This window comes from Acinetobacter sp. AOR34_HL (genome assembly GCF_027854795.1).
GTDB lineage: Bacteria > Pseudomonadota > Gammaproteobacteria > Pseudomonadales > Moraxellaceae > Acinetobacter > Acinetobacter junii.
The window spans coordinates 1-17,426 of record NZ_JAKTID010000024.1 but is presented as its reverse complement, the minus strand read 5'-3'; the positions used below and the strand labels follow the sequence as shown (position 1 = coordinate 17,426).

General features: G+C 36.7%; 21 protein-coding genes and 1 pseudogene. 19 read left to right on the top strand and 3 right to left on the bottom strand.

Annotated features, from left to right (window positions below; genetic code table 11):
- The first annotated feature begins 16 nt into the window (after nt 1–16).
- The 17 genes from MKL32_RS03360 (at nt 17) to MKL32_RS03280 (ending at nt 12,450) form a co-directional block, all read left to right on the top strand.
- Entirely contained in the window at nt 17–763 is a 747-nt protein-coding gene (locus tag MKL32_RS03360) for an IS5 family transposase (protein ID WP_004912080.1), read from the top strand.
- Between the two features lie 236 nt (nt 764–999).
- On the top strand, nt 1,000–1,344 hold the full coding sequence (locus tag MKL32_RS03355; protein ID WP_005402539.1) for a PilZ domain-containing protein: 345 nt from the start codon (nt 1,000–1,002) through the stop codon (nt 1,342–1,344).
- Nucleotides 1,345–1,366: 22 nt separating this feature from the next.
- Nucleotides 1,367–2,140 carry a TatD family hydrolase gene (locus MKL32_RS03350; RefSeq protein ID WP_005402540.1) on the top strand — a complete coding sequence of 258 codons (774 nt, stop codon included), beginning with the start codon at nt 1,367–1,369 and terminating at the stop codon, nt 2,138–2,140.
- Between the two features lie 38 nt (nt 2,141–2,178).
- Complete coding sequence (locus tag MKL32_RS03345) at nt 2,179–2,787, top strand: TetR/AcrR family transcriptional regulator (RefSeq protein WP_020899852.1); 609 nt, start codon at nt 2,179–2,181, stop codon at nt 2,785–2,787.
- A gap of 12 nt (nt 2,788–2,799) precedes the next feature.
- Nucleotides 2,800–3,348: a pilus assembly FimT family protein gene (locus MKL32_RS03340; protein ID WP_270900165.1), complete on the top strand. Its 549-nt coding sequence runs from the start codon at nt 2,800–2,802 to the stop codon at nt 3,346–3,348.
- 13 nt (nt 3,349–3,361) lie between these two features.
- Nucleotides 3,362–3,835: a type II secretion system minor pseudopilin GspI gene (gene gspI / locus MKL32_RS03335; protein ID WP_270900166.1), complete on the top strand. Its 474-nt coding sequence runs from the start codon at nt 3,362–3,364 to the stop codon at nt 3,833–3,835.
- Nucleotides 3,832–4,560: a type II secretion system minor pseudopilin GspJ gene (gene gspJ, locus MKL32_RS03330; RefSeq protein ID WP_270900164.1), complete on the top strand. Its 729-nt coding sequence runs from the start codon at nt 3,832–3,834 to the stop codon at nt 4,558–4,560. The genes gspI and gspJ overlap by 4 nt, the downstream gene beginning before the upstream one ends.
- Nucleotides 4,557–5,516, top strand: a complete 960-nt coding sequence (gspK, locus tag MKL32_RS03325) for a type II secretion system minor pseudopilin GspK (RefSeq protein ID WP_270900163.1) — start codon at nt 4,557–4,559, stop codon at nt 5,514–5,516. Before gspJ ends, gspK begins: the two co-directional genes overlap by 4 nt.
- A 106-nt stretch (nt 5,517–5,622) precedes the next feature.
- A complete protein-coding gene (locus MKL32_RS03320; protein ID WP_004954093.1) occupies nt 5,623–6,219 on the top strand; it encodes a 6-pyruvoyl trahydropterin synthase family protein in 597 nt (198 codons plus the stop codon).
- Between the two features lie 38 nt (nt 6,220–6,257).
- Nucleotides 6,258–6,971: a uracil-DNA glycosylase gene (gene ung / locus MKL32_RS03315; RefSeq protein ID WP_004911491.1), complete on the top strand. Its 714-nt coding sequence runs from the start codon at nt 6,258–6,260 to the stop codon at nt 6,969–6,971.
- Nucleotides 6,968–8,092, top strand: coding sequence for an enoyl-CoA hydratase/isomerase family protein (locus tag MKL32_RS03310; RefSeq protein ID WP_171053792.1), 1,125 nt, complete (start codon nt 6,968–6,970; stop codon nt 8,090–8,092). The genes ung and MKL32_RS03310 overlap by 4 nt, the downstream gene beginning before the upstream one ends.
- 6 nt (nt 8,093–8,098) lie before the next feature.
- The gene (gene tadA / locus MKL32_RS03305; RefSeq protein WP_270900162.1) at nt 8,099–8,602 is read left to right on the top strand and encodes a tRNA adenosine(34) deaminase TadA; all 504 of its coding nucleotides are present in this window, start codon (nt 8,099–8,101) and stop codon (nt 8,600–8,602) included.
- Nucleotides 8,603–8,668: 66 nt separating this feature from the next.
- Nucleotides 8,669–9,109, top strand: a complete 441-nt coding sequence (locus tag MKL32_RS03300; RefSeq protein ID WP_004911485.1) for an SRPBCC family protein — start codon at nt 8,669–8,671, stop codon at nt 9,107–9,109.
- 10 nt (nt 9,110–9,119) lie between these two features.
- Nucleotides 9,120–9,800 carry a (d)CMP kinase gene (gene cmk / locus MKL32_RS03295; protein ID WP_099948597.1) on the top strand — a complete coding sequence of 227 codons (681 nt, stop codon included), beginning with the start codon at nt 9,120–9,122 and terminating at the stop codon, nt 9,798–9,800.
- A gap of 114 nt (nt 9,801–9,914) precedes the next feature.
- Nucleotides 9,915–11,597 carry a 30S ribosomal protein S1 gene (rpsA, locus tag MKL32_RS03290; protein ID WP_004954100.1) on the top strand — a complete coding sequence of 561 codons (1,683 nt, stop codon included), beginning with the start codon at nt 9,915–9,917 and terminating at the stop codon, nt 11,595–11,597.
- Between the two features lie 157 nt (nt 11,598–11,754).
- A complete protein-coding gene (locus MKL32_RS03285; RefSeq protein WP_004911476.1) occupies nt 11,755–12,057 on the top strand; it encodes an integration host factor subunit beta in 303 nt (100 codons plus the stop codon).
- Nucleotides 12,058–12,087: 30 nt separating this feature from the next.
- The gene (locus tag MKL32_RS03280; protein WP_112986420.1) at nt 12,088–12,450 is read left to right on the top strand and encodes a lipopolysaccharide assembly protein LapA domain-containing protein; all 363 of its coding nucleotides are present in this window, start codon (nt 12,088–12,090) and stop codon (nt 12,448–12,450) included.
- An 89-nt stretch (nt 12,451–12,539) separates the two neighbouring features.
- Here the strand turns inward: MKL32_RS03280 and MKL32_RS03275 are convergent, their stop codons facing one another.
- Nucleotides 12,540–13,070 carry a hypothetical protein gene (locus MKL32_RS03275; protein WP_125272505.1) on the bottom strand — a complete coding sequence of 177 codons (531 nt, stop codon included), beginning with the start codon at nt 13,068–13,070 and terminating at the stop codon, nt 12,540–12,542.
- Between the two features lie 295 nt (nt 13,071–13,365).
- On the opposite strand from MKL32_RS03275, the gene pyrF reads away from it, so the two are divergent.
- Nucleotides 13,366–14,061 carry an orotidine-5'-phosphate decarboxylase gene (gene pyrF / locus MKL32_RS03270; RefSeq protein WP_125272337.1) on the top strand — a complete coding sequence of 232 codons (696 nt, stop codon included), beginning with the start codon at nt 13,366–13,368 and terminating at the stop codon, nt 14,059–14,061.
- A gap of 9 nt (nt 14,062–14,070) precedes the next feature.
- Here pyrF and MKL32_RS03265 read toward each other — a convergent pair whose 3' ends face one another.
- Both MKL32_RS03265 and MKL32_RS03260 read right to left on the bottom strand, forming a co-directional pair.
- Nucleotides 14,071–14,988: a lysine exporter LysO family protein gene (locus MKL32_RS03265; protein ID WP_125272336.1), complete on the bottom strand. Its 918-nt coding sequence runs from the start codon at nt 14,986–14,988 to the stop codon at nt 14,071–14,073.
- 47 nt (nt 14,989–15,035) lie between these two features.
- Nucleotides 15,036–16,550: a flavin-containing monooxygenase gene (locus MKL32_RS03260; protein WP_270900161.1), complete on the bottom strand. Its 1,515-nt coding sequence runs from the start codon at nt 16,548–16,550 to the stop codon at nt 15,036–15,038.
- Between the two features lie 155 nt (nt 16,551–16,705).
- Here MKL32_RS03260 and MKL32_RS03255 point away from each other — a divergent pair.
- A pseudogene (locus MKL32_RS03255) lies at nt 16,706–17,338 on the top strand (AraC family transcriptional regulator ligand-binding domain-containing protein); the annotation flags it as partial.
- Nucleotides 17,339–17,426 lie beyond the last annotated feature (88 nt).

The following is a 17,426-nucleotide window of genomic DNA, read 5'->3' as shown; positions in this document are numbered from 1 at the left end:
AATTTTACTATTCGCTATGCCTCGTACCATGCTGACAGATCAACACTGGCAAAAGTTGAAAACTATTTTGCGTAATTTATCTATTCATCACAACTCAAATTTACGTAATTTTATTGAAGCTATTCTCTATAGAATTAGAACAGGCTGTCCGTGGCGAGATATTCCTTCCTATTTCGGTCAATCAAACTCTATTTTCAAACGTTTTAATCGTTGGTCAAGCAGCGGTAAGTTGCTTAGATTATTCAAATTATTAGCATCATGCCCCGATATGGAGTGGATTTTTATTGATGGCTCTCACGTACGTGCTCATCAACATTCTGCCGGTATAGCGAATCAATCCATTTCTAAAAGTGTAGGAGGAAACTCCTCAAAAATACATTTGATTGTTGATTCACATGGCAATCCTATTGATTTCATGATTACCGATGGCACTACACATGACATCAAAGTTGCACCTGATTTAATAGCAACATTAGATTTAAAAGAGACAGAAGTGGTATGCGCAGATAAAGGCTATGATTCAGAACCACTGCGTGAGCAGATCAGAAAAACAGGAACAAAAGCGAATATACCAAAGAAAATAAATAGCCAATCGAACAATGATCATATGGACTGGTATTTATATAAAATCAGGCATTTAGTTGAAAATATGTTTTGTAGATTAAAACAATTTAGAGGGATAGCTACTCGATATGACAAGCTCAAAAGAAATTATCAAAGTGCTGTTGCCTTAGCCTGTATATTTTTATGGCTACCTTTATAGGTTTAATTATGAACAGTAAATGTCAACAGACCCTAAATAGATAAGTTATTTGAAACATTATTTGTTGTTTCTATTAATGTTTCTTATAATTCAAAAAATGAAAGTTGATTGGGTTCAGCTAAGTAGATTGACGGTGTTTATTGCACTTGTATTTGAAACCATGAGCGTTCATGCTTTATTACGGTTAATCAGCATCATATAAGAAACTTTAAGTAAATTAATAACAGGGGAATGTAATGCAACCACAAATGATGGGCGGGATTATACAAGTCAATATTCCTGACAAGGCTACCTTGCAAGCGAGTTATATGCCTTTTGTACAAGGTGGTGGTTTATTTGTTCCGACTAAGCAAGCGGTAAAAATGGGACAAGAAGTTTTTATCCTTGCGACTCTGCCTGATCAATCACAGAAAATTCCTTTAACTGGTAAGGTGATTTGGATTTCGCACAAGCAAACCCATTTTAAACCACAAGGTTTTGCGATTCAGCTTGCCGGTGATAAAGGTGTTTATTATCGAACAGAGGCAGAAAGAATTTTAGCAGGTGCTAAAAGCCTTGATCGTCCAAGTTATACTATGTAATTAAATTTTTTAGGAACAAAGCGTGTTTGTTGATACCCATTGCCATTTAACCATGTTAGATCTTACGCCATACGGTGGAGATCTAGATCAAGCGCTCGATGCTGCACGTCAGGCAGGCGTAACTAAGTTCATGGGGATATCTGTGGATTTAGAAGATCATATAAAATTGGCAGAAATTGCATCACGACACGATGATGTTGGTTACACAGTAGGGGTTCATCCATGTGAAGATCAATATGTCATGGCCCGAGCTACAACAGATTTTTTGGTCGAGTTGGCTCAATCAGAAAAAGTCTGGGCTTTAGGTGAAACAGGTTTGGATTATTATCACAGTACTGATTTTGTTGAAGATCAGAAGCAATGCTTTGCTAGGCATATACAAGCATCAAAAATTGTAAAAAAACCTGTGGTTGTACATACGCGCTCGGCAAAACATGACACTGTAGATATTATTCGAGCTGAACAATCAACACACGGCATATTACATTGTTTCACAGAAGATTGGGAAACAGCGAAAGCGGTCTTAGATTGTGGTTACTATATTTCTTTTTCAGGAATCATTTCTTTCAAAAATGCTCAATCCCTTAGAGATGTTGCTAAGCAAGTACCACTTGATCGTGTATTAATCGAAACAGATAGTCCGTATCTAGCACCTGTGCCATATCGTGGTAAAACAAATGAACCAAAATATGTGCCCTATGTAGCAAAAGCTCTTAGTGAAGTATATGATAAATCGCTTGAAGAGATTGGCATGATTACCATGCAAAATTTTGAAAATCTCTTAAATTTTAAATAACGGTTTGTAGTACTTGAAAAGAGAGTTATCACGTGAAGATGGATCGTCAAGCTCAGTTTAGAGCACGAGAAGCGTTAATTTTTCAAATCGCTGAACAACTCTTATTAGAAAATGGTGAAGCGGGCATGACGCTTGATGCCCTTGCAGCAGAATTGGATTTAGCTAAAGGCACTTTATATAAGCATTTTCAAAGCAAAGATGAGCTGTATATGTTGCTGATCATTCGCAATGAAAAAATGCTGTTGGAAATGATCCAGGATACTGAAAAATCATTTCCGGAGCATTTAGCTTTTTTTATGCTTCATCATTTACATCATCCTGAACGTACCGCATTATTTCATCAAATAGAAGAGCGTCTTTCAACAACTGGACAAGGAATACAGCTACTATTCAGTGAATTATATAAAATTCGACGTCAAAGATTGCGCATTATTATTCGTATGACTGAGAGTTACCTGATTGATATCAATAGTAAGATGACGACACGAGATTATTTAGCCTCGATATGGTCTTTAACCTATGGCGCTGCGGTTATACTAAATTCAAGTTTCTATCAGCGTTACTTGGGTTCAAGAGATACACTACGTGTAGCTTATATAGAACAGGCTTTGGCGATGCCCAAACAGCTTGAACATGCATTAACATAGTTGATTATTATCATGAAATCATCACTTCGATTACAGCAAGGTTTTACCCTAATTGAGATCATGGTGGTGATTGTAATCATGACGGTCATGGCATCACTTGTTGTTCTGAATATTGGTGGTATAGATCAGCGTAAAGCAATGCAAGCCAGAGAGCTATTTATACTTGATATTAAAAGAATAAATAAACAATCTGCTGATCAATCAAAAGTATTTGCATTGAATTTTCAAAATGCAACGGATGTTTCGCCATTTACCTATAATTTATTTGAATATCACGACCAGAGTCTACAGCTCGTTCAGCAAGCTGATAAAACATGGCAGGAATATAAGGAATTTAAGTCTCGCCAATTACCAGATAACGTGTCCTTCAGCTTACAAGTTATTGATGCTGAGCGGTACTCTAAAGCAAACAACGAGGATCTACTGGGGGGTAAATCTCCTCAACTAGTTTGGTTTGGCAATGGTGAAGTTAAACCTGTGAGAATTCAATTTTATTATCAGCAGCAACCGATCGGTAATGAATTAGAATTAGATTACTTGGGGAAAATACATGAAAATTAATACCTTAAGTAAGATGACTAATCGACAATTCAGTTTGCTTGATAAAAAATCAGATAGTCTTAATTTTCAAACAATTGCTGAGGTTAAACTACATTCTCTCAAAATACAGAAAGGTTTTACGCTGTTAGAGGTGATGGTTGCTTTAGCTATTTTTGCGGTCGCTGCAATCGCGTTAACTAAAGTAGCTATGCAGTATACCCAATCAACTTCAAATGCAATTTTACGTACTAAAGCCCAATTTGTGGCAATGAATGAAATTGCAACCATGGAAATAAATCAAGAGTGGCTTGAGGGAACACAATCTAAACAAGTTACTGCGCAGGGGGAAACTTGGCAAATCGATAAAAAAGCACAATCAACATTAAACCCAAAAATCCAACGTATCGAGTTACAAGTAAGCTTATATAACACTGAACAAGGCAAAGTTGAGGCAGGAATTACCAATCTTGTATTCTTTAATTATCCTGCAAAAGTCAAAACATCATGAAAATCAAGAATGTTGTAATGAGGTTGGGTTTCAGATTTAATGTTGTCTCAGAATGTCAGCAAAGTTCAACTAAGTCTTATTTACCCAAAAAAATTAAGAGTAATTTAGGTTTTACTTTAGTTGAGTTGCTTGTTGCGATTGCGATTTTTGCAGTGCTTTCAATGTTGGGGTGGAAAGTTTTTGATTATCTTATCAAAGTGAAAGATAGAAATGCAGAACATGAAACACACTTATTTGAATTACAGGATGCTTATCAGCAATTTCTAAAAGATAGCATGCAGATAATTCCATTGACTGCAAATGATGGGCGACAATTACAAGCAGCTATGGTTTTGAATGATCCAAGTTTTAGTTTTAGTAAGGCTGGGGTATCTGATCCATTGAAGCAAGGTCTTTCACCATATGAGCGAATAGAATACAGATATGATGCACAACAAAAAAAAGTTTACCGTTTGAAATATACAAATTTAAATATTCCAAATCGTGTGCAACCAGTATCAAGCACTTTACTTGAAAATGTAGATCAATTTAGAATTTTGATTTTAAATCCACAAGAAATTAGCCAATGGCCTGAAAATATTAATGATCCAAATAATGTAAATGAATTAAAGAAGTTACCATTAGGTTTTAAAGTTCAATTGACGATTGCTGGCTCAGATTATGAGTGGATTTATAGTTTATTAAATGCCAATCAGTTATTGGTCAATCAGGAAACACCTCAATGATCAAGATTAAATCTTCTGAACAAGGTATAGCACTTCTCACAATATTGATCATGGTCGCATTGGCTACTATTTTGGCTGCAACAATTGCAAAACGTCAAAGCAATACTGCTGAAAATACTGGCTATTTGATGCGCCAAAATCAGTCTTTACTTTATGCAAAAAGCGCAGAGGCATTTTTTTCTGAATTATTGATTCAAGATAGTGAAAATGCAGGTAATCTTGATCATTTACAGGAAAGTTGGGCGAAACCAATACCTTCGTTCCCAGTTGAAGATGGTGCAGTTTCTGGACGTTTAATTGATGATTCGGGGAAATTTAATTTAAATAATTTAGTTAAGCCAGACGGAAAAGTGGATGATTCCGCTCGTCGGTGGTTTGAAAAACTATTAGTCAGAGTTGGATTGCCAGCGGAGTTGAGTCAAGCTGTCATTGATTGGCAAGATGTGGATGATGAAACTTCGGGTGCAATGGGAGCTGAAAGTAGTATTTATCAAGGAATGGAACCTGCATATTTGGCATCAAATACAAAGTTCCATAATGTTGAAGAATTAAAATTGGTTAGAGGATTCGAAGGTAAAAAATTTGATTTGATTCGTCCCTATGTTTCGGCCTTACCTGAACCGACAAAAATAAATATAAATACTGCACCTGCTTTATTGTTAGCAAGCATGGATCCAAAGGTGGATATGAAAGCGGTAGAGCAGGAGATCAAAGCAAAAGAGGCAAACTTGACTTATTTTAATAATCTAGATGACTTATGGAAATTGAATGCATTTTCTGGCATTGATGAGCAGAGTAAAACTGATGCAGGTAGCTTAATGGATGTGAAATCGAATTATTTTACTGCACAGATTGATGTGCTTTTAAGTGAACGTAAGCGTCAATTCACAAGTTCTATGGCTAGAAAAGATAATCATGTAATTGTTTACTCACGAAGTCTTGCACCTTTCAATTGATTTGATAATTGAATTATCAAATATCGACAAGGTTTAAAATCAATCCCAATGCTTGTTTTTTTGCTTTATAATAAAACTCGTTCGCAGATAAAGATTAGCTTGGTGCATGTTAATTCGTAAATTATTTAAGTTTGAAAATGCTCATATTGTACGCAATTGTACATCGGATCGCTGTAAGCGTTCGATTCATGGGCATAGTTATAAAGTTGAATTATTACTCAAAGCGTCAAAGTTAGATCATGGTCAGATGGTTTACGATTTTGGTTTGCTCAAAGGTGTTATAAAAGAACTTTTTGACAGTTTTGATCATGCCATTTGTTTTTGGCAAAAAGATGATGCTGCTTATATTGATGCATGTAAGACATTTAGTGCACGATGGATTTCATTGCCTGTTTCGCCTTCTGCCGAACAATTTTCACGTATTTTTTTCTATTTAGCTCAACAAGTCCTTCGCTCAACTACAACACAAAATGGTGAGGGTGATGTTCAAGTATATTCTGTGATTGTTCATGAAACTGATACGGGGTACGCTCAAAGTTTTCAGGAAGACATTGAAAATGAGCAAATGGGTATATTGAGCTTGGATCAAATAGTTTTTTCAGAGCAAGTCGTATCAGAGTGGAGTGATCCACAGATATATGAGAACTTGAAAAAAGGAATTAAGTTCGAAAATCCAGAAGTAGAATTACAAGTAACACTTTGAGTTTACTTGATTAAGTGAACTCAAATTAAGGAAAGTTGATGCAATTTACGGAACAACAGCTCAATAAATTAAATAAAATTCAGATTGATGAATCTTGGAAATATTCACTTTCTGAATTTTTACTTGGGCAAAAAATGGATAATTTACGCGAGTTTTTGCAACAAGAGAAACTTGCCCAAAAAACGATTTATCCGCCAAGCAAACAAATTTTTAATGCATTTAACACCACTCCACTTAACCATGTGAAAGTCGTCATACTTGGTCAGGATCCTTATCATGGACCGAATCAGGCGAATGGTTTAAGTTTTTCGGTACAAAGAGGGGTTGCATTACCTCCATCTTTACGTAATATTTTTCATGAATTGAACACTGATTTAGGCATACCTGTTTCTCGACATGGTGATTTGAGTAAATGGGCTGAGCAAGGTGTTTTATTGCTGAACAGTGTGCTGACGGTTGAAGCTGGTCAACCCACCTCACATCAGAAACAAGGTTGGGAAGATTTTACTGATAATGTGATTGATGTGTTGAATGAACATCGTGAACGTATCGTATTTATATTATGGGGAGCTTATGCTCAACGTAAAGGACAGCGCATAGACCGTAACAAACATTTAGTTTTAAGTGCAGCCCACCCGTCACCTTTATCAGCAAACCGAGGTGGTTTTTTTGGCTGTAAAGTGTTTTCTAAAACAAATCAATATTTGAAACAACATGGCATTGAGCCTATAGACTGGCAATTGGACGCATAATGAATTCTCCCGATTTAAATAGCTATCATCCTGATTTGATTGTCGAGCATGCTAAAAATGGTTGGCGTATTGTTCGTTTGAACCGACCTAAATCATTACACGCATTGGATGAATCGATCGTAAGTGCTTTACTCAAAGTCTTCGAACATTTCCATGATGATGAAAGTGTAAAAGCGATTTGGTTTGATTCGACTACACCAAAAGCATTTTGCGCGGGTGGTGATGTTCGTAAATTGCGCCAATTGGTTATCAATAATGAAGTTGATACGGCTAATAAATTCTTTGAGCAAGAATATGCACTAGATTTACTGCTGCATAACTATGCTAAGCCTATTGTGGTTTGGGGTGAAGGTTATGTCATGGGTGGCGGACTAGGCTTATTTATGGCTGCACCATTTCGTTTGGTCACACCATATTCTCGTTTGGCTATGCCTGAGATTAATATTGGATTGTATCCTGATGTTGGTGGTAGTCGCTTCCTTGCTGATCGTGGTCAAATTGGTCTATTTACTGGTTTAACGGGTTCAATCATGACAGCTGCTGGAGCATTCAGTATTGGTTGGGCGACACATATTTGTGAAGCTCAGCGTGATAATGTGCTTCAAAAAGTATTGAATGTTGATTGGAATCATTATCCAGCTGGCGCATTTAGAGCAATCGATGACACCCTGAATAGCCTGCATCGTCCAGTTGCTTCTGGACCATTGCAAAATTCAATTGATGTTATCCATAGTGTTTGTCGTGGACAAAGCTTTGAGTATGATTACCAAGCTATTATAGGTTTGAGTGATGCAAGTAGTGACTGGTTACGTCAAGCTAGTGAGAATTTACAGAAGGGTTCTCCGAGCACTGCTGCGATTACTTGGTTGCTTTGGCAATGGGGTAAACAAGGTCATGCATGGGATGAGGTTTTTGCTTTAGAGTCACAAATTTCTGATTGGAAGATTCGTCATCCTGATTTCGTTGAGGGTGTGCGAGCACGTTTGGTTGATAAGGATCTTTCACCTGAATGGAAGTCTGCTGAAAAAATCACTTTGAAAGATATATTGTCTGATTGTCCACCAATTACAACAATTGATAGTTGGAATGCGTTATTAAGACAATATGGTGTAATTTCTTAAGTAGATATGACTGTTAATAAAGATGAATATTGGATGCAGTTTGCCTACGAGCAGGCTGCAATCGCAGCATCACAAGGTGAAATACCTGTTGGCGCTGTAATCGTGAGTCAAGATAAAATCATTGGCTCGGGTTACAATGCACCTATCCAATTGTCTGATCCTACGGCACATGCAGAGATTCAAGCGATGCGCTCAGCTTGCCGAGCGATTGAAAATTATCGATTACCAGATGATGCTGTTTTATATGTGACGCTTGAACCTTGTACCATGTGTGTTGGTGCATTGATTCATGCAAGAGTTCAAAAAGTGATTTTTGCAACGACTGAGCCTAAAGCTGGTTCTGTTGTTAGCGCTCGTCAATTGTTAGATAATGGCTACTACAACCATAAATTTGTATTTGAACAAGGTTGTTTACAACAACAATGTTCAGCTCAACTAAGTGATTTTTTTAAGCAAAGAAGAAAAGAAAAGAAGCAAGCCCATTTATCTAAAACGTCCTTAAATGATTAAACATGTCTTTTGAGTTGTGGCAAACTAAGCCGCGATGATTTTGGTCAAATTAAAAAAGGCAAAGCTATGCGTAATGCAATCACTGTAAAAAAAGAGTTTCATGCACCTCTTTCAGAAGTGTTTGATTTATTGTCAAAACACGCAACTTATAATAAAGCTTTTGCCCCACTACAAGTGGTACGAGTTAAAGATTCGGCTGATCCAAAACGTCCAGATGGAATTGGGTCGGTTCGTCGAATGGGATTTGGTCCTGTAAAACCATTGCAAGAAGAAATTACATTATTGGAAGAAAATAAACGTATTGAGTATAAGTTGATTAACAATCCACTTGTAAAGCATCATTTGGGTCAAATTGAATTCAAAGAAATTACACCTTACGTAACATTGGTAACTTACAAGATTGAATTTACAGCAAAAGCACCTTTTGTGAGTAAATTAATCCTTGCACAACTTAAAGCAGCAATTACACTAGGTTTTTCAAAACTAGCGAAATCAGTTGCTCCATAAAGAGAAGAGAATGACAGTTCATATTATTACGATTGATGGTCCAAGCGGATCTGGAAAAGGTACGTTAGCTGCTAAGATTGCTGCACATTACCAATATAATTTATTAGATTCTGGTGCGTTATATCGTTTACTTGGACTGTCTTTGGCTCAAAAAAACTTATTAGAGCAACTTGAAACTAAGTTGGATGAATGTGTCGAAATTGCAACTCATTTAAATATCGAATTTAAATCAACAGAATCTTCCACGATTATTCTACTCGATGGTGCTGATGTGACGAATGTGATACGCACTGAGGAAGTGGGGGAATATGCTTCTAAAGTTGCAGCAATTCCAGCATTACGTAAAGCGTTATTTGATCGTCAAAGAGCTTTTATCCAGTCTCCAGGATTGGTTGCTGATGGTCGTGATATGGCAACTTCTATTTTTCCTGAAGCTCAGGCAAAGATTTATCTCACCGCATCTGCACAATCACGAGCGGAGCGACGTGTAAAACAGTTGCAGGGTATGGGTCTTGATGCTAAAATAAGCGACATTTTATCTAACATACAGGCTAGAGATAAGCGGGATATGGAGCGTACAGTTGCTCCACTCAAGCCGGCCGAAGATGCTTATATCGTTGATAGCTCTGAGATAGGTATCGATGAAGTATTTAAGCTCATGGTTGACTATATCGACAGTCGTATAAAATAGATATTGAATTAACTTTCAGTTGAAGCATTGCTTGATCAGATCTTTTGGACAATGTAACAACTTAACTTAACCGGCCTTGTCTGATCCAAGACCGCTGACTTTATCAGGTATATCATGACCGAATCTTTTGCAGCCCTCTTTGAAGAAAGTGAATTAAACCTCAACGTTGAAAAGGGTGCAGTCATCCAAGGTACTGTTGTTAGTATCGATTCTGACTGGGTTACTGTCGACACTGGCCTTAAATCTGAAGGCGTTGTTGATCGTGCTGAATTTTTAAATGAACAACGTGAACTTGAAGTTCAAGTTGGCGATACTGTTGACGTAGTTGTTGAAGCGCTTGACAACGGTATGGGTCAAACAGTTTTGTCACGTGAAAAAGCGAAACGTGCTGAAACTTGGACTAAACTTGAGAAAATCTTTGAAGATGGCGAAATCGTTACTGGTGTTATCTCTGGTAAGGTTAAAGGCGGTTTCACTGTTGACATCGGTCCTGTACGTGCATTCTTACCAGGTTCTTTAGTTGACACTCGTCCTATTCGTGACACAACTCACCTTGAAGGTAAAGAGTTAGAGTTCAAAGTAATCAAGCTTGATGCTAAACGTAACAACGTTGTTGTATCTCGTCGTGCTGTTATGGAAGCTGAATCTTCTGCTGACCGTGAAGCATTACTTGCTCAACTTGAAGAAGGTCAAACAGTTACTGGTACTATTAAGAACCTTACTGACTACGGTGCATTCGTTGATCTTGGTGGTATTGATGGTCTTCTTCATATCACAGATATGGCTTGGAAACGCATCAAACACCCTTCAGAAGTTGTTGAAGTTGGTCAAGAAGTTACAGTTAAAGTACTTAAATTTGACCGCGAGCGTAATCGTGTATCTTTAGGTCTTAAGCAATTAGGCGAAGATCCATGGTTAGCGATCATGAGCCGTTACCCTAAAGGTTCTATCGTTAAAGCGCGCGTTACTAACTTAACTGACTACGGTTGCTTTGCTGAAATCGCAGAAGGTGTTGAAGGTTTAGTACACGTTTCAGAAATGGACCACACAAACAAAAACATCCACCCATCTAAAGTAGTTCAGATTGGTGATGAAGTTGATGTTATGGTTCTTGAAGTTGACGAAGAACGTCGTCGTATTTCTTTAGGTATCAAACAAACTCGTGCTAACCCATGGGAAGAGTTTGCTAAATCTCATGAGAAAGGCGAAAAAGTTTCTGGTACGATCAAGTCTATTACTGACTTCGGTATCTTCATCGGTTTATCTGGTGGTATCGATGGTTTAGTACACTTGTCTGATATTTCTTGGAACGAACAAGGCGAAGAAGCTATCCGTCGTTACAAGAAAGGTGACACAGTTGAAGCAGTTATCTTATCTGTAGATGCTGAAGGTAACCGTATCAGCCTTGGTATCAAGCAATTAAACAGCGATCCATTCAATGACTTCTTAGCTGCGAATGAACGTGGTGCTTTAGTTAAAGGTACTGTTACAGCTGTTGATGCTAAAGGTGCTACAGTTAAATTAGCTGATGACATCGAAGCAACTCTTAAAGCTTCTGAAATCAATCGTGACCGCGTTGAAGATGCAACTAAGTTCTTAGAAGTTGGTCAAGAAGTTGAAGCTAAGATCATCAACGTTGATCGTAAGTCTCGTTCTATCAACTTGTCTATCAAAGCGAAAGACGAAGCTGAAGAGAAAGAAGCTGTAAACAACGCTCGCCAAGCTGCTGCAACTCAAGCTGCAGAAAGCAATGGTCCTAAGACTATTGGTGACTTAATTAAAGCTCAAATGAAGTAATTTGTTAAAAAGTACATTTCTTGTAACAGAGATGTACTTTTTTATACAAAAATACTGTAAACGGTAGCGTAGTATTCATGTACTGCGCTACCGTTTTGTATTTAAACAGGTTATTATTAAAAACATTGAAAAGTAGCGATAATTAAAGAGGTCATCAATGACGACTGAAGCACTTAATAAATCTGATTTAATTGAACGGATTGCACTTAAAAACCCACACTTAGCTGAGCCTTTGGTTGAGGATGCAGTTAAGATCATGATTGATCAAATGATTGAAGCGCTCTCGAGTGGTGATCGTATTGAGATTCGTGGTTTTGGTAGCTTTGCATTACATCATCGTGAACCACGTCTAGGCCGTAATCCTAAAACTGGTAAGGCAGTTGATGTTGCAGCAAAAGCAGTACCACACTTCAAACCAGGTAAAGCTCTTCGTGATGCAGTAAACGAGTCAATTAAATAAAAAATAAACTAAATAAGTGAGGTGCGAATTATGCGCTATGTATTAATTGCATTACTTGTTGCTATATTTGGTTACGCATTAGCATTAGTTTTACAGAATCCAGCTGAATTGCAAGTCGATTTATTATTTACTCAAGTTCCAGCGATGCGATTAGGTTTATTGCTTTTGTTAACACTTGCTTTAGGTGTCGTGGTTGGATTATTACTGGGTGTACAAGTTTTCCGAGTTTTTCAAAATAGTTGGGAAGTTAAGCGCTTGCGTAAAGATATTGATCATTTGAGAAAAGAACAGATTCAACTTGCTCAGCAAGCTGCAGCTGAAGCTGCTGCGAGTGTTCGGCATGAGAAAACTGTTTTAGATGTTCACGCCAATGATAAAACGACAACGTTTTAATATTTTTAATATTCGAAAGGCTATTTCATAAGTGGAATAGCCTTTTTGTATTTTTAGATGCTTTGAATTTTAAATCTTCAACCAAAGATCTATTCTTTTAATTTATTTTCTAGCTGATCCATAAATTTGGCAAAAGCATTAAAGCTTTTTTCAATCACGATAATCGATTTTAATTTAGTATCTGTAGACGTTGGATAATCATCGAAAACATCTGTTCCAGCACCAATGGTATGCCCAGTCTTATGTGATAAATGTATTTCACTACAAAATTTTAGATTTAGATGTGTCTCTTTAGTTATCTCATTAAGAACATTGAATACAACATTTCCTGTAGCCTCCATCACTTCGATAGCAACATATCGAATAAAAGGACATTGATTTGAGGTTAGTGAAACTAACTCATACGATAATTTTCTACTAGGGGAAATTTTATCTCCCCATAAATATTTCAATGTATCGCTCAATAATTGAGACTGATCTAAATTTAGTTTTTTAAGATCATATAGATACCAAGGCCAATGGTTTGCATCTTCTTTGCAATGCAAGTTTATTGCCTCTTCGTATTTATTCTGTGGGTTTGCATAAGGTAGGACATAATTATTAAGATCTGAAAAACTCATAACAAAGTGAGCTAAATCTGGTAAAAATTTTAACCTTTGATCAATTGTCAGATTTTCATTTTTAAGAATATAAAAGAATTGATGATTGCTAAACTGTATTTTTTTTGCTGTATTGTCGATTTGATAGCTTGCATTATTATTCCTTATTGTCGTTATTTTAGGATTAAAATATAACTTATTTTACCGTTTGTTTTATTTTAAATTGTAGAGGTTATGCATATACATCAAGCAAAGAACTGCTAATCATATTTTACACTTCTGCAAAAACATATTTATAATAGCGCCTTTAACTACCTTGGAAGAAAAGCTCTTGAGTATCATTGTTGCATTAGATGCAAAAAGCCAATACGAAGCTATGACCATTGTTGAACAACTTGATCCAACACTTTGTCGAGTAAAAGTGGGCAAAGAGCTTTTCACGCATGAAGGTCCATCGATTGTAAAAAAATTACAAGATACAGGTTTTGAAGTTTTTCTCGATCTTAAGTTTCACGATATTCCAAATACGACAGCGCAAGCTGTTTGTGCAGCTGCTGATCTAGGAGTATGGATGGTGAATGTCCATGCTTCTGGTGGTCGCAAGATGATGGAAACTTGTGTAGAACGTCTTAAAGCAGGTCAGTACCAAACACAATTAATCGCTGTGACTGTTCTTACATCTATGGGTAGAGAAGATTTGTTTGATATCGGTTTAGATGTCGAACCTGTTGATCATGTGAAACGTCTAGCAAAGCTTACTAAAGATAGTGGTTTAGATGGTGTGGTTTGTTCAGCTCAAGAAGCTAAAATTCTTCGTGAAATGCTGGGTCAAGAGTTTGCTTTAGTTACACCTGGTATTCGACCTGAAGGTACAAATGCAGATGATCAAAAACGAATCGTAACACCTAAGCAAGCGATGCTTGATGGATCTACTCATTTAGTAATTGGCCGCCCAATTACCAAGGCGGCTCAACCAACTGAAATGTTAAAATCTATTTTAGCTTCCATCTAATTCAATAAATTAGATTTTTAGATTCAGAAATAAGCTGATCAAGAGTGGAGCTAATAAAGATAATATTAGCCCGCTCATCATTGCGTGTGGTACGTAATGAGTCCCGCATGATTGCTTGACCATAGCCAAAGTGACATCCATAGATGTTGCACCTGCACTCGATATCGCGGAACGAGGAAAACGCCAACCTAAGCAATACATTAATAAAATTGCAAAAATTTCACGAAATAAATCAGTGAGTAAGGCAATCCCTCCGTACTTTGCAGAATGCAATTCAGTAAATAGAATGCCAGACATTGAATACCAGCCATAACCCTGTGATAAAGCTAAAACTTCATTTAACTTAAAGGCTTTAGGTAAAAGATAATAATTTAATATAGACGCCAAGCATGAACCGACAAATGCAGCAAATGGTACTAAGAGAATTTTCCAACTTAACCAACTACGATCAAACTGTGTATGTGCGAGTTCGATACCGATTAAAAAGATAAAAACTAAAAGTAGATACCAGCTATTAAATGTAAACTGAATATTGCTATGGTTAATTATTAGTCCTAATAGAATACCAATTCCTAATGCTAAAAAAGCTTTCGCTATATTTTTTAAGGCGTTAAAAAAAAGATTAAATGAAATTTTGCCTTGTACGCTTTGCCGATCAATAAGCTTATATGTAATTAAACAAATACCAAATGCGAAAATAGAGGTGGTAAAAGCTATTAAAAGTGCAGGAGGGAGGATTGTTGTCGGGTTGTCAATATGGTTGAGTGCTTGTGTCAATTCAAAAGCAACACTGACCAATAACACATATGAAAAATATGGAAGAATTTTAAAAATGAGATTGTTCAAATTTTTAGAAAGTCTTGGTGCAATAAAATAGCCTAAGCTAATTGCAATAAAAATTTGAAAAATTAAAATGACAGATTGCATAAAAAAAGCAGGTTACGAATAACCTGCTTATTATGAAGAATTATTGACTACGCTGCATTTGTTTTCGTAATCGCTGAGTTATTAAGGAAATTATAGTCAGCAACATTTACTTTGCGAGTCTCTAACCAATATTTCCAAGTGTACGTCGGCCATAATGAGAAATTCTTTCCATCAGCAGCTTGATACCAACTACTGCATCCGCCAGCTTGCCAAACAGTGCCTTTTAACTGCTCTTGAACGCGATCGTTAAATTGATCTTGAACAGCATGCTTAACTTCAACAGCTTGAGTTTTAGTGCTATCAACAGTTTGAATTAACTGTAGAATATAATTTACTTGTGACTCAATCATAAAAATTACAGAGTTGTGACCAAGGATCGTATTCGGACCTAATAATTGGAATAAATTAGGGAAATTCTTGGTTGCAATACCATAATAGCTTTCTGCGCCATCTTTCCAAGCTTGCTTCAGCTCAATACCGTTACGACCAAAGCAATCAAAGTGTTTGAGATAGATACGTGGATCAGTAATAAATCCAGTACCATAAATCAGACAGTCGATTTGACGCTCTTTGCCATCTTTAGTCACGATTCCATTCGCTGTAATTTCTTGAACGCCTTCAGTGACTAGCTCAACATTTTTACGATTGAATGTAGGGAAATATTTATTTGAGATTAGAATTCGCTTACAGCCCATTACGAAATCTGGAGTAAGTTTTTTAGCGAGTTCTTTGTCTTTTACTTGGAAGCGGATAAAGGCTTCAGCAAGCTTTTGACCATATTTCATGATTTGTGGTTGTACAATTGGCACAACTCGTGACTCATTTGTCCAATACAAACGACTACGATGAATTTGACGATAGATATTTGATGCTTTGAATAAAGATTTGCTTAGTTGAGAGTATTTACGTTCATCACGTGGAATCACCCAAGCTGCTGTACGTTGGAACACATAAAGTTGTTTAACATCTTTTGCAATTTCAGGAATATACTGAATCGCACTTCCACCAGTACCAATTGAAACTACAGATTTACCATTCAAATCATAATTGTGATCCCACTGAGAAGAGTGGAAAACTTTACCTTTGAAGTTTTCAATTCCTTTTAAATGTGGAATTTGTGGAACATGTAATGGGCCAGATGCGAAAATTACAAATTGAGCTTCAAGTGTAGGTTGGTCTTTAAATTTTAAAGTCCAAACATTACGATTTTCATCAAATGTAGCATTGGTAACTTCATGATTGAACTTACAATAGTCTCTTAGCTTGTATTGAGTTGTGATTTCTTGAATATAATCAAAAATCTCATCAGCCTCAGCATAACGCTTTGACCAATCTGTTTTAGGCGCAAACGATAGAGAATACATGTGTGATTGAACATCACATGCTGCCCCTGGATATTGGTTCTCTCTCCATGTACCACCAACATCGTTGGTTTTTTCTAATATTACAAAATCATTGATTTGGCATTGTAATAGTCGAATACTCATTGCTAAACCACCAAAACCTGCACCGATAATTGCAACTTTTGTTTTTTGAATGGCATCTTTGGTTTGATCACGCATAGTCCACGCCCTATACATCTAAATTTTGTGCAAGTTTAAAGGTTTTGTTGAGATTAAATATGATTGTACAGACGCAAAACTTGATCATTTCGGCAATACACTTATTTGTATATTTCGAGTAAAACATTAAAGTTTTGTGAATAGTAATTGGGATTATGAAGCGATCTATCCTCGGATTGATGTATTTAATTCAAGGCATGCGACATGTTGGGATAGATGTGGACGCACGTTTGGCAAATATGGGGATACATGCTGACGCTTTAGATCCAAGTACAATAATTCCTGACGAAATCGAATGGGATATCTTAAAACATATTAGTGAGGATATATCTCCAGAACAAGGTCTCGAAATAGGTCAGCACTATGCATTAGCTGGTTACGGTCCTTTTTTGATGTTACTAGTCACCAGTGAAAGCTTACATAAAGCACTTTTGAACGGTATACGCTTTCAGAAACTTACACATTTGTTTGGTTCGCTACAGCTAAATATTACCGATAATAAAATTTACTTGTTTTACACACCAATAGATTTGAATACTCATTTGGGGCAGTTGCGTGCTCAATGTGAGATTTCTGGAACATATAAATTCCTGCAAGATATTTTTAAAATGATGGGATTAGAAATTCCAAAAATCCAGATCGAATTACCTTTTGAACATCCTAAAGATATGCGATGGACTGAGGCTTACCAAGCTTATTATGGACATGATGTTAAGTTTGGATATCATCAAGCGGCATTTATTATGCATGGCGTAGAAATTCTAGACATAAAAGTACCTTCAGTGGACTGCCACCACTCTCCTAGACAAATTTCGTCTATTCTTTTTGCATAGGAGAGAACATTATGAGTGGACAACGATACACCCCAGAATTTAA

Coding starts and splice junctions, on each gene's coding strand:
- MKL32_RS03360 (WP_004912080.1), top strand. CDS start 17: ATGCCTCGTACCATGCTGACAGATCAACACTGGCAAAAGTTGAAAACT.
- MKL32_RS03355 (WP_005402539.1), top strand. CDS start 1,000: ATGCAACCACAAATGATGGGCGGGATTATACAAGTCAATATTCCTGAC.
- MKL32_RS03345 (WP_020899852.1), top strand. CDS start 2,179: ATGGATCGTCAAGCTCAGTTTAGAGCACGAGAAGCGTTAATTTTTCAA.
- MKL32_RS03340 (WP_270900165.1), top strand. CDS start 2,800: ATGAAATCATCACTTCGATTACAGCAAGGTTTTACCCTAATTGAGATC.
- gspI (WP_270900166.1), top strand. CDS start 3,362: ATGACTAATCGACAATTCAGTTTGCTTGATAAAAAATCAGATAGTCTT.
- gspJ (WP_270900164.1), top strand. CDS start 3,832: ATGAAAATCAAGAATGTTGTAATGAGGTTGGGTTTCAGATTTAATGTT.
- gspK (WP_270900163.1), top strand. CDS start 4,557: ATGATCAAGATTAAATCTTCTGAACAAGGTATAGCACTTCTCACAATA.
- MKL32_RS03320 (WP_004954093.1), top strand. CDS start 5,623: ATGTTAATTCGTAAATTATTTAAGTTTGAAAATGCTCATATTGTACGC.
- ung (WP_004911491.1), top strand. CDS start 6,258: ATGCAATTTACGGAACAACAGCTCAATAAATTAAATAAAATTCAGATT.
- tadA (WP_270900162.1), top strand. CDS start 8,099: ATGACTGTTAATAAAGATGAATATTGGATGCAGTTTGCCTACGAGCAG.
- MKL32_RS03300 (WP_004911485.1), top strand. CDS start 8,669: ATGCGTAATGCAATCACTGTAAAAAAAGAGTTTCATGCACCTCTTTCA.
- cmk (WP_099948597.1), top strand. CDS start 9,120: ATGACAGTTCATATTATTACGATTGATGGTCCAAGCGGATCTGGAAAA.
- rpsA (WP_004954100.1), top strand. CDS start 9,915: ATGACCGAATCTTTTGCAGCCCTCTTTGAAGAAAGTGAATTAAACCTC.
- MKL32_RS03285 (WP_004911476.1), top strand. CDS start 11,755: ATGACGACTGAAGCACTTAATAAATCTGATTTAATTGAACGGATTGCA.
- MKL32_RS03280 (WP_112986420.1), top strand. CDS start 12,088: ATGCGCTATGTATTAATTGCATTACTTGTTGCTATATTTGGTTACGCA.
- MKL32_RS03275 (WP_125272505.1), bottom strand. CDS start 13,070: ATGAGTTTTTCAGATCTTAATAATTATGTCCTACCTTATGCAAACCCA.
- MKL32_RS03265 (WP_125272336.1), bottom strand. CDS start 14,988: ATGCAATCTGTCATTTTAATTTTTCAAATTTTTATTGCAATTAGCTTA.
- MKL32_RS03260 (WP_270900161.1), bottom strand. CDS start 16,550: ATGCGTGATCAAACCAAAGATGCCATTCAAAAAACAAAAGTTGCAATT.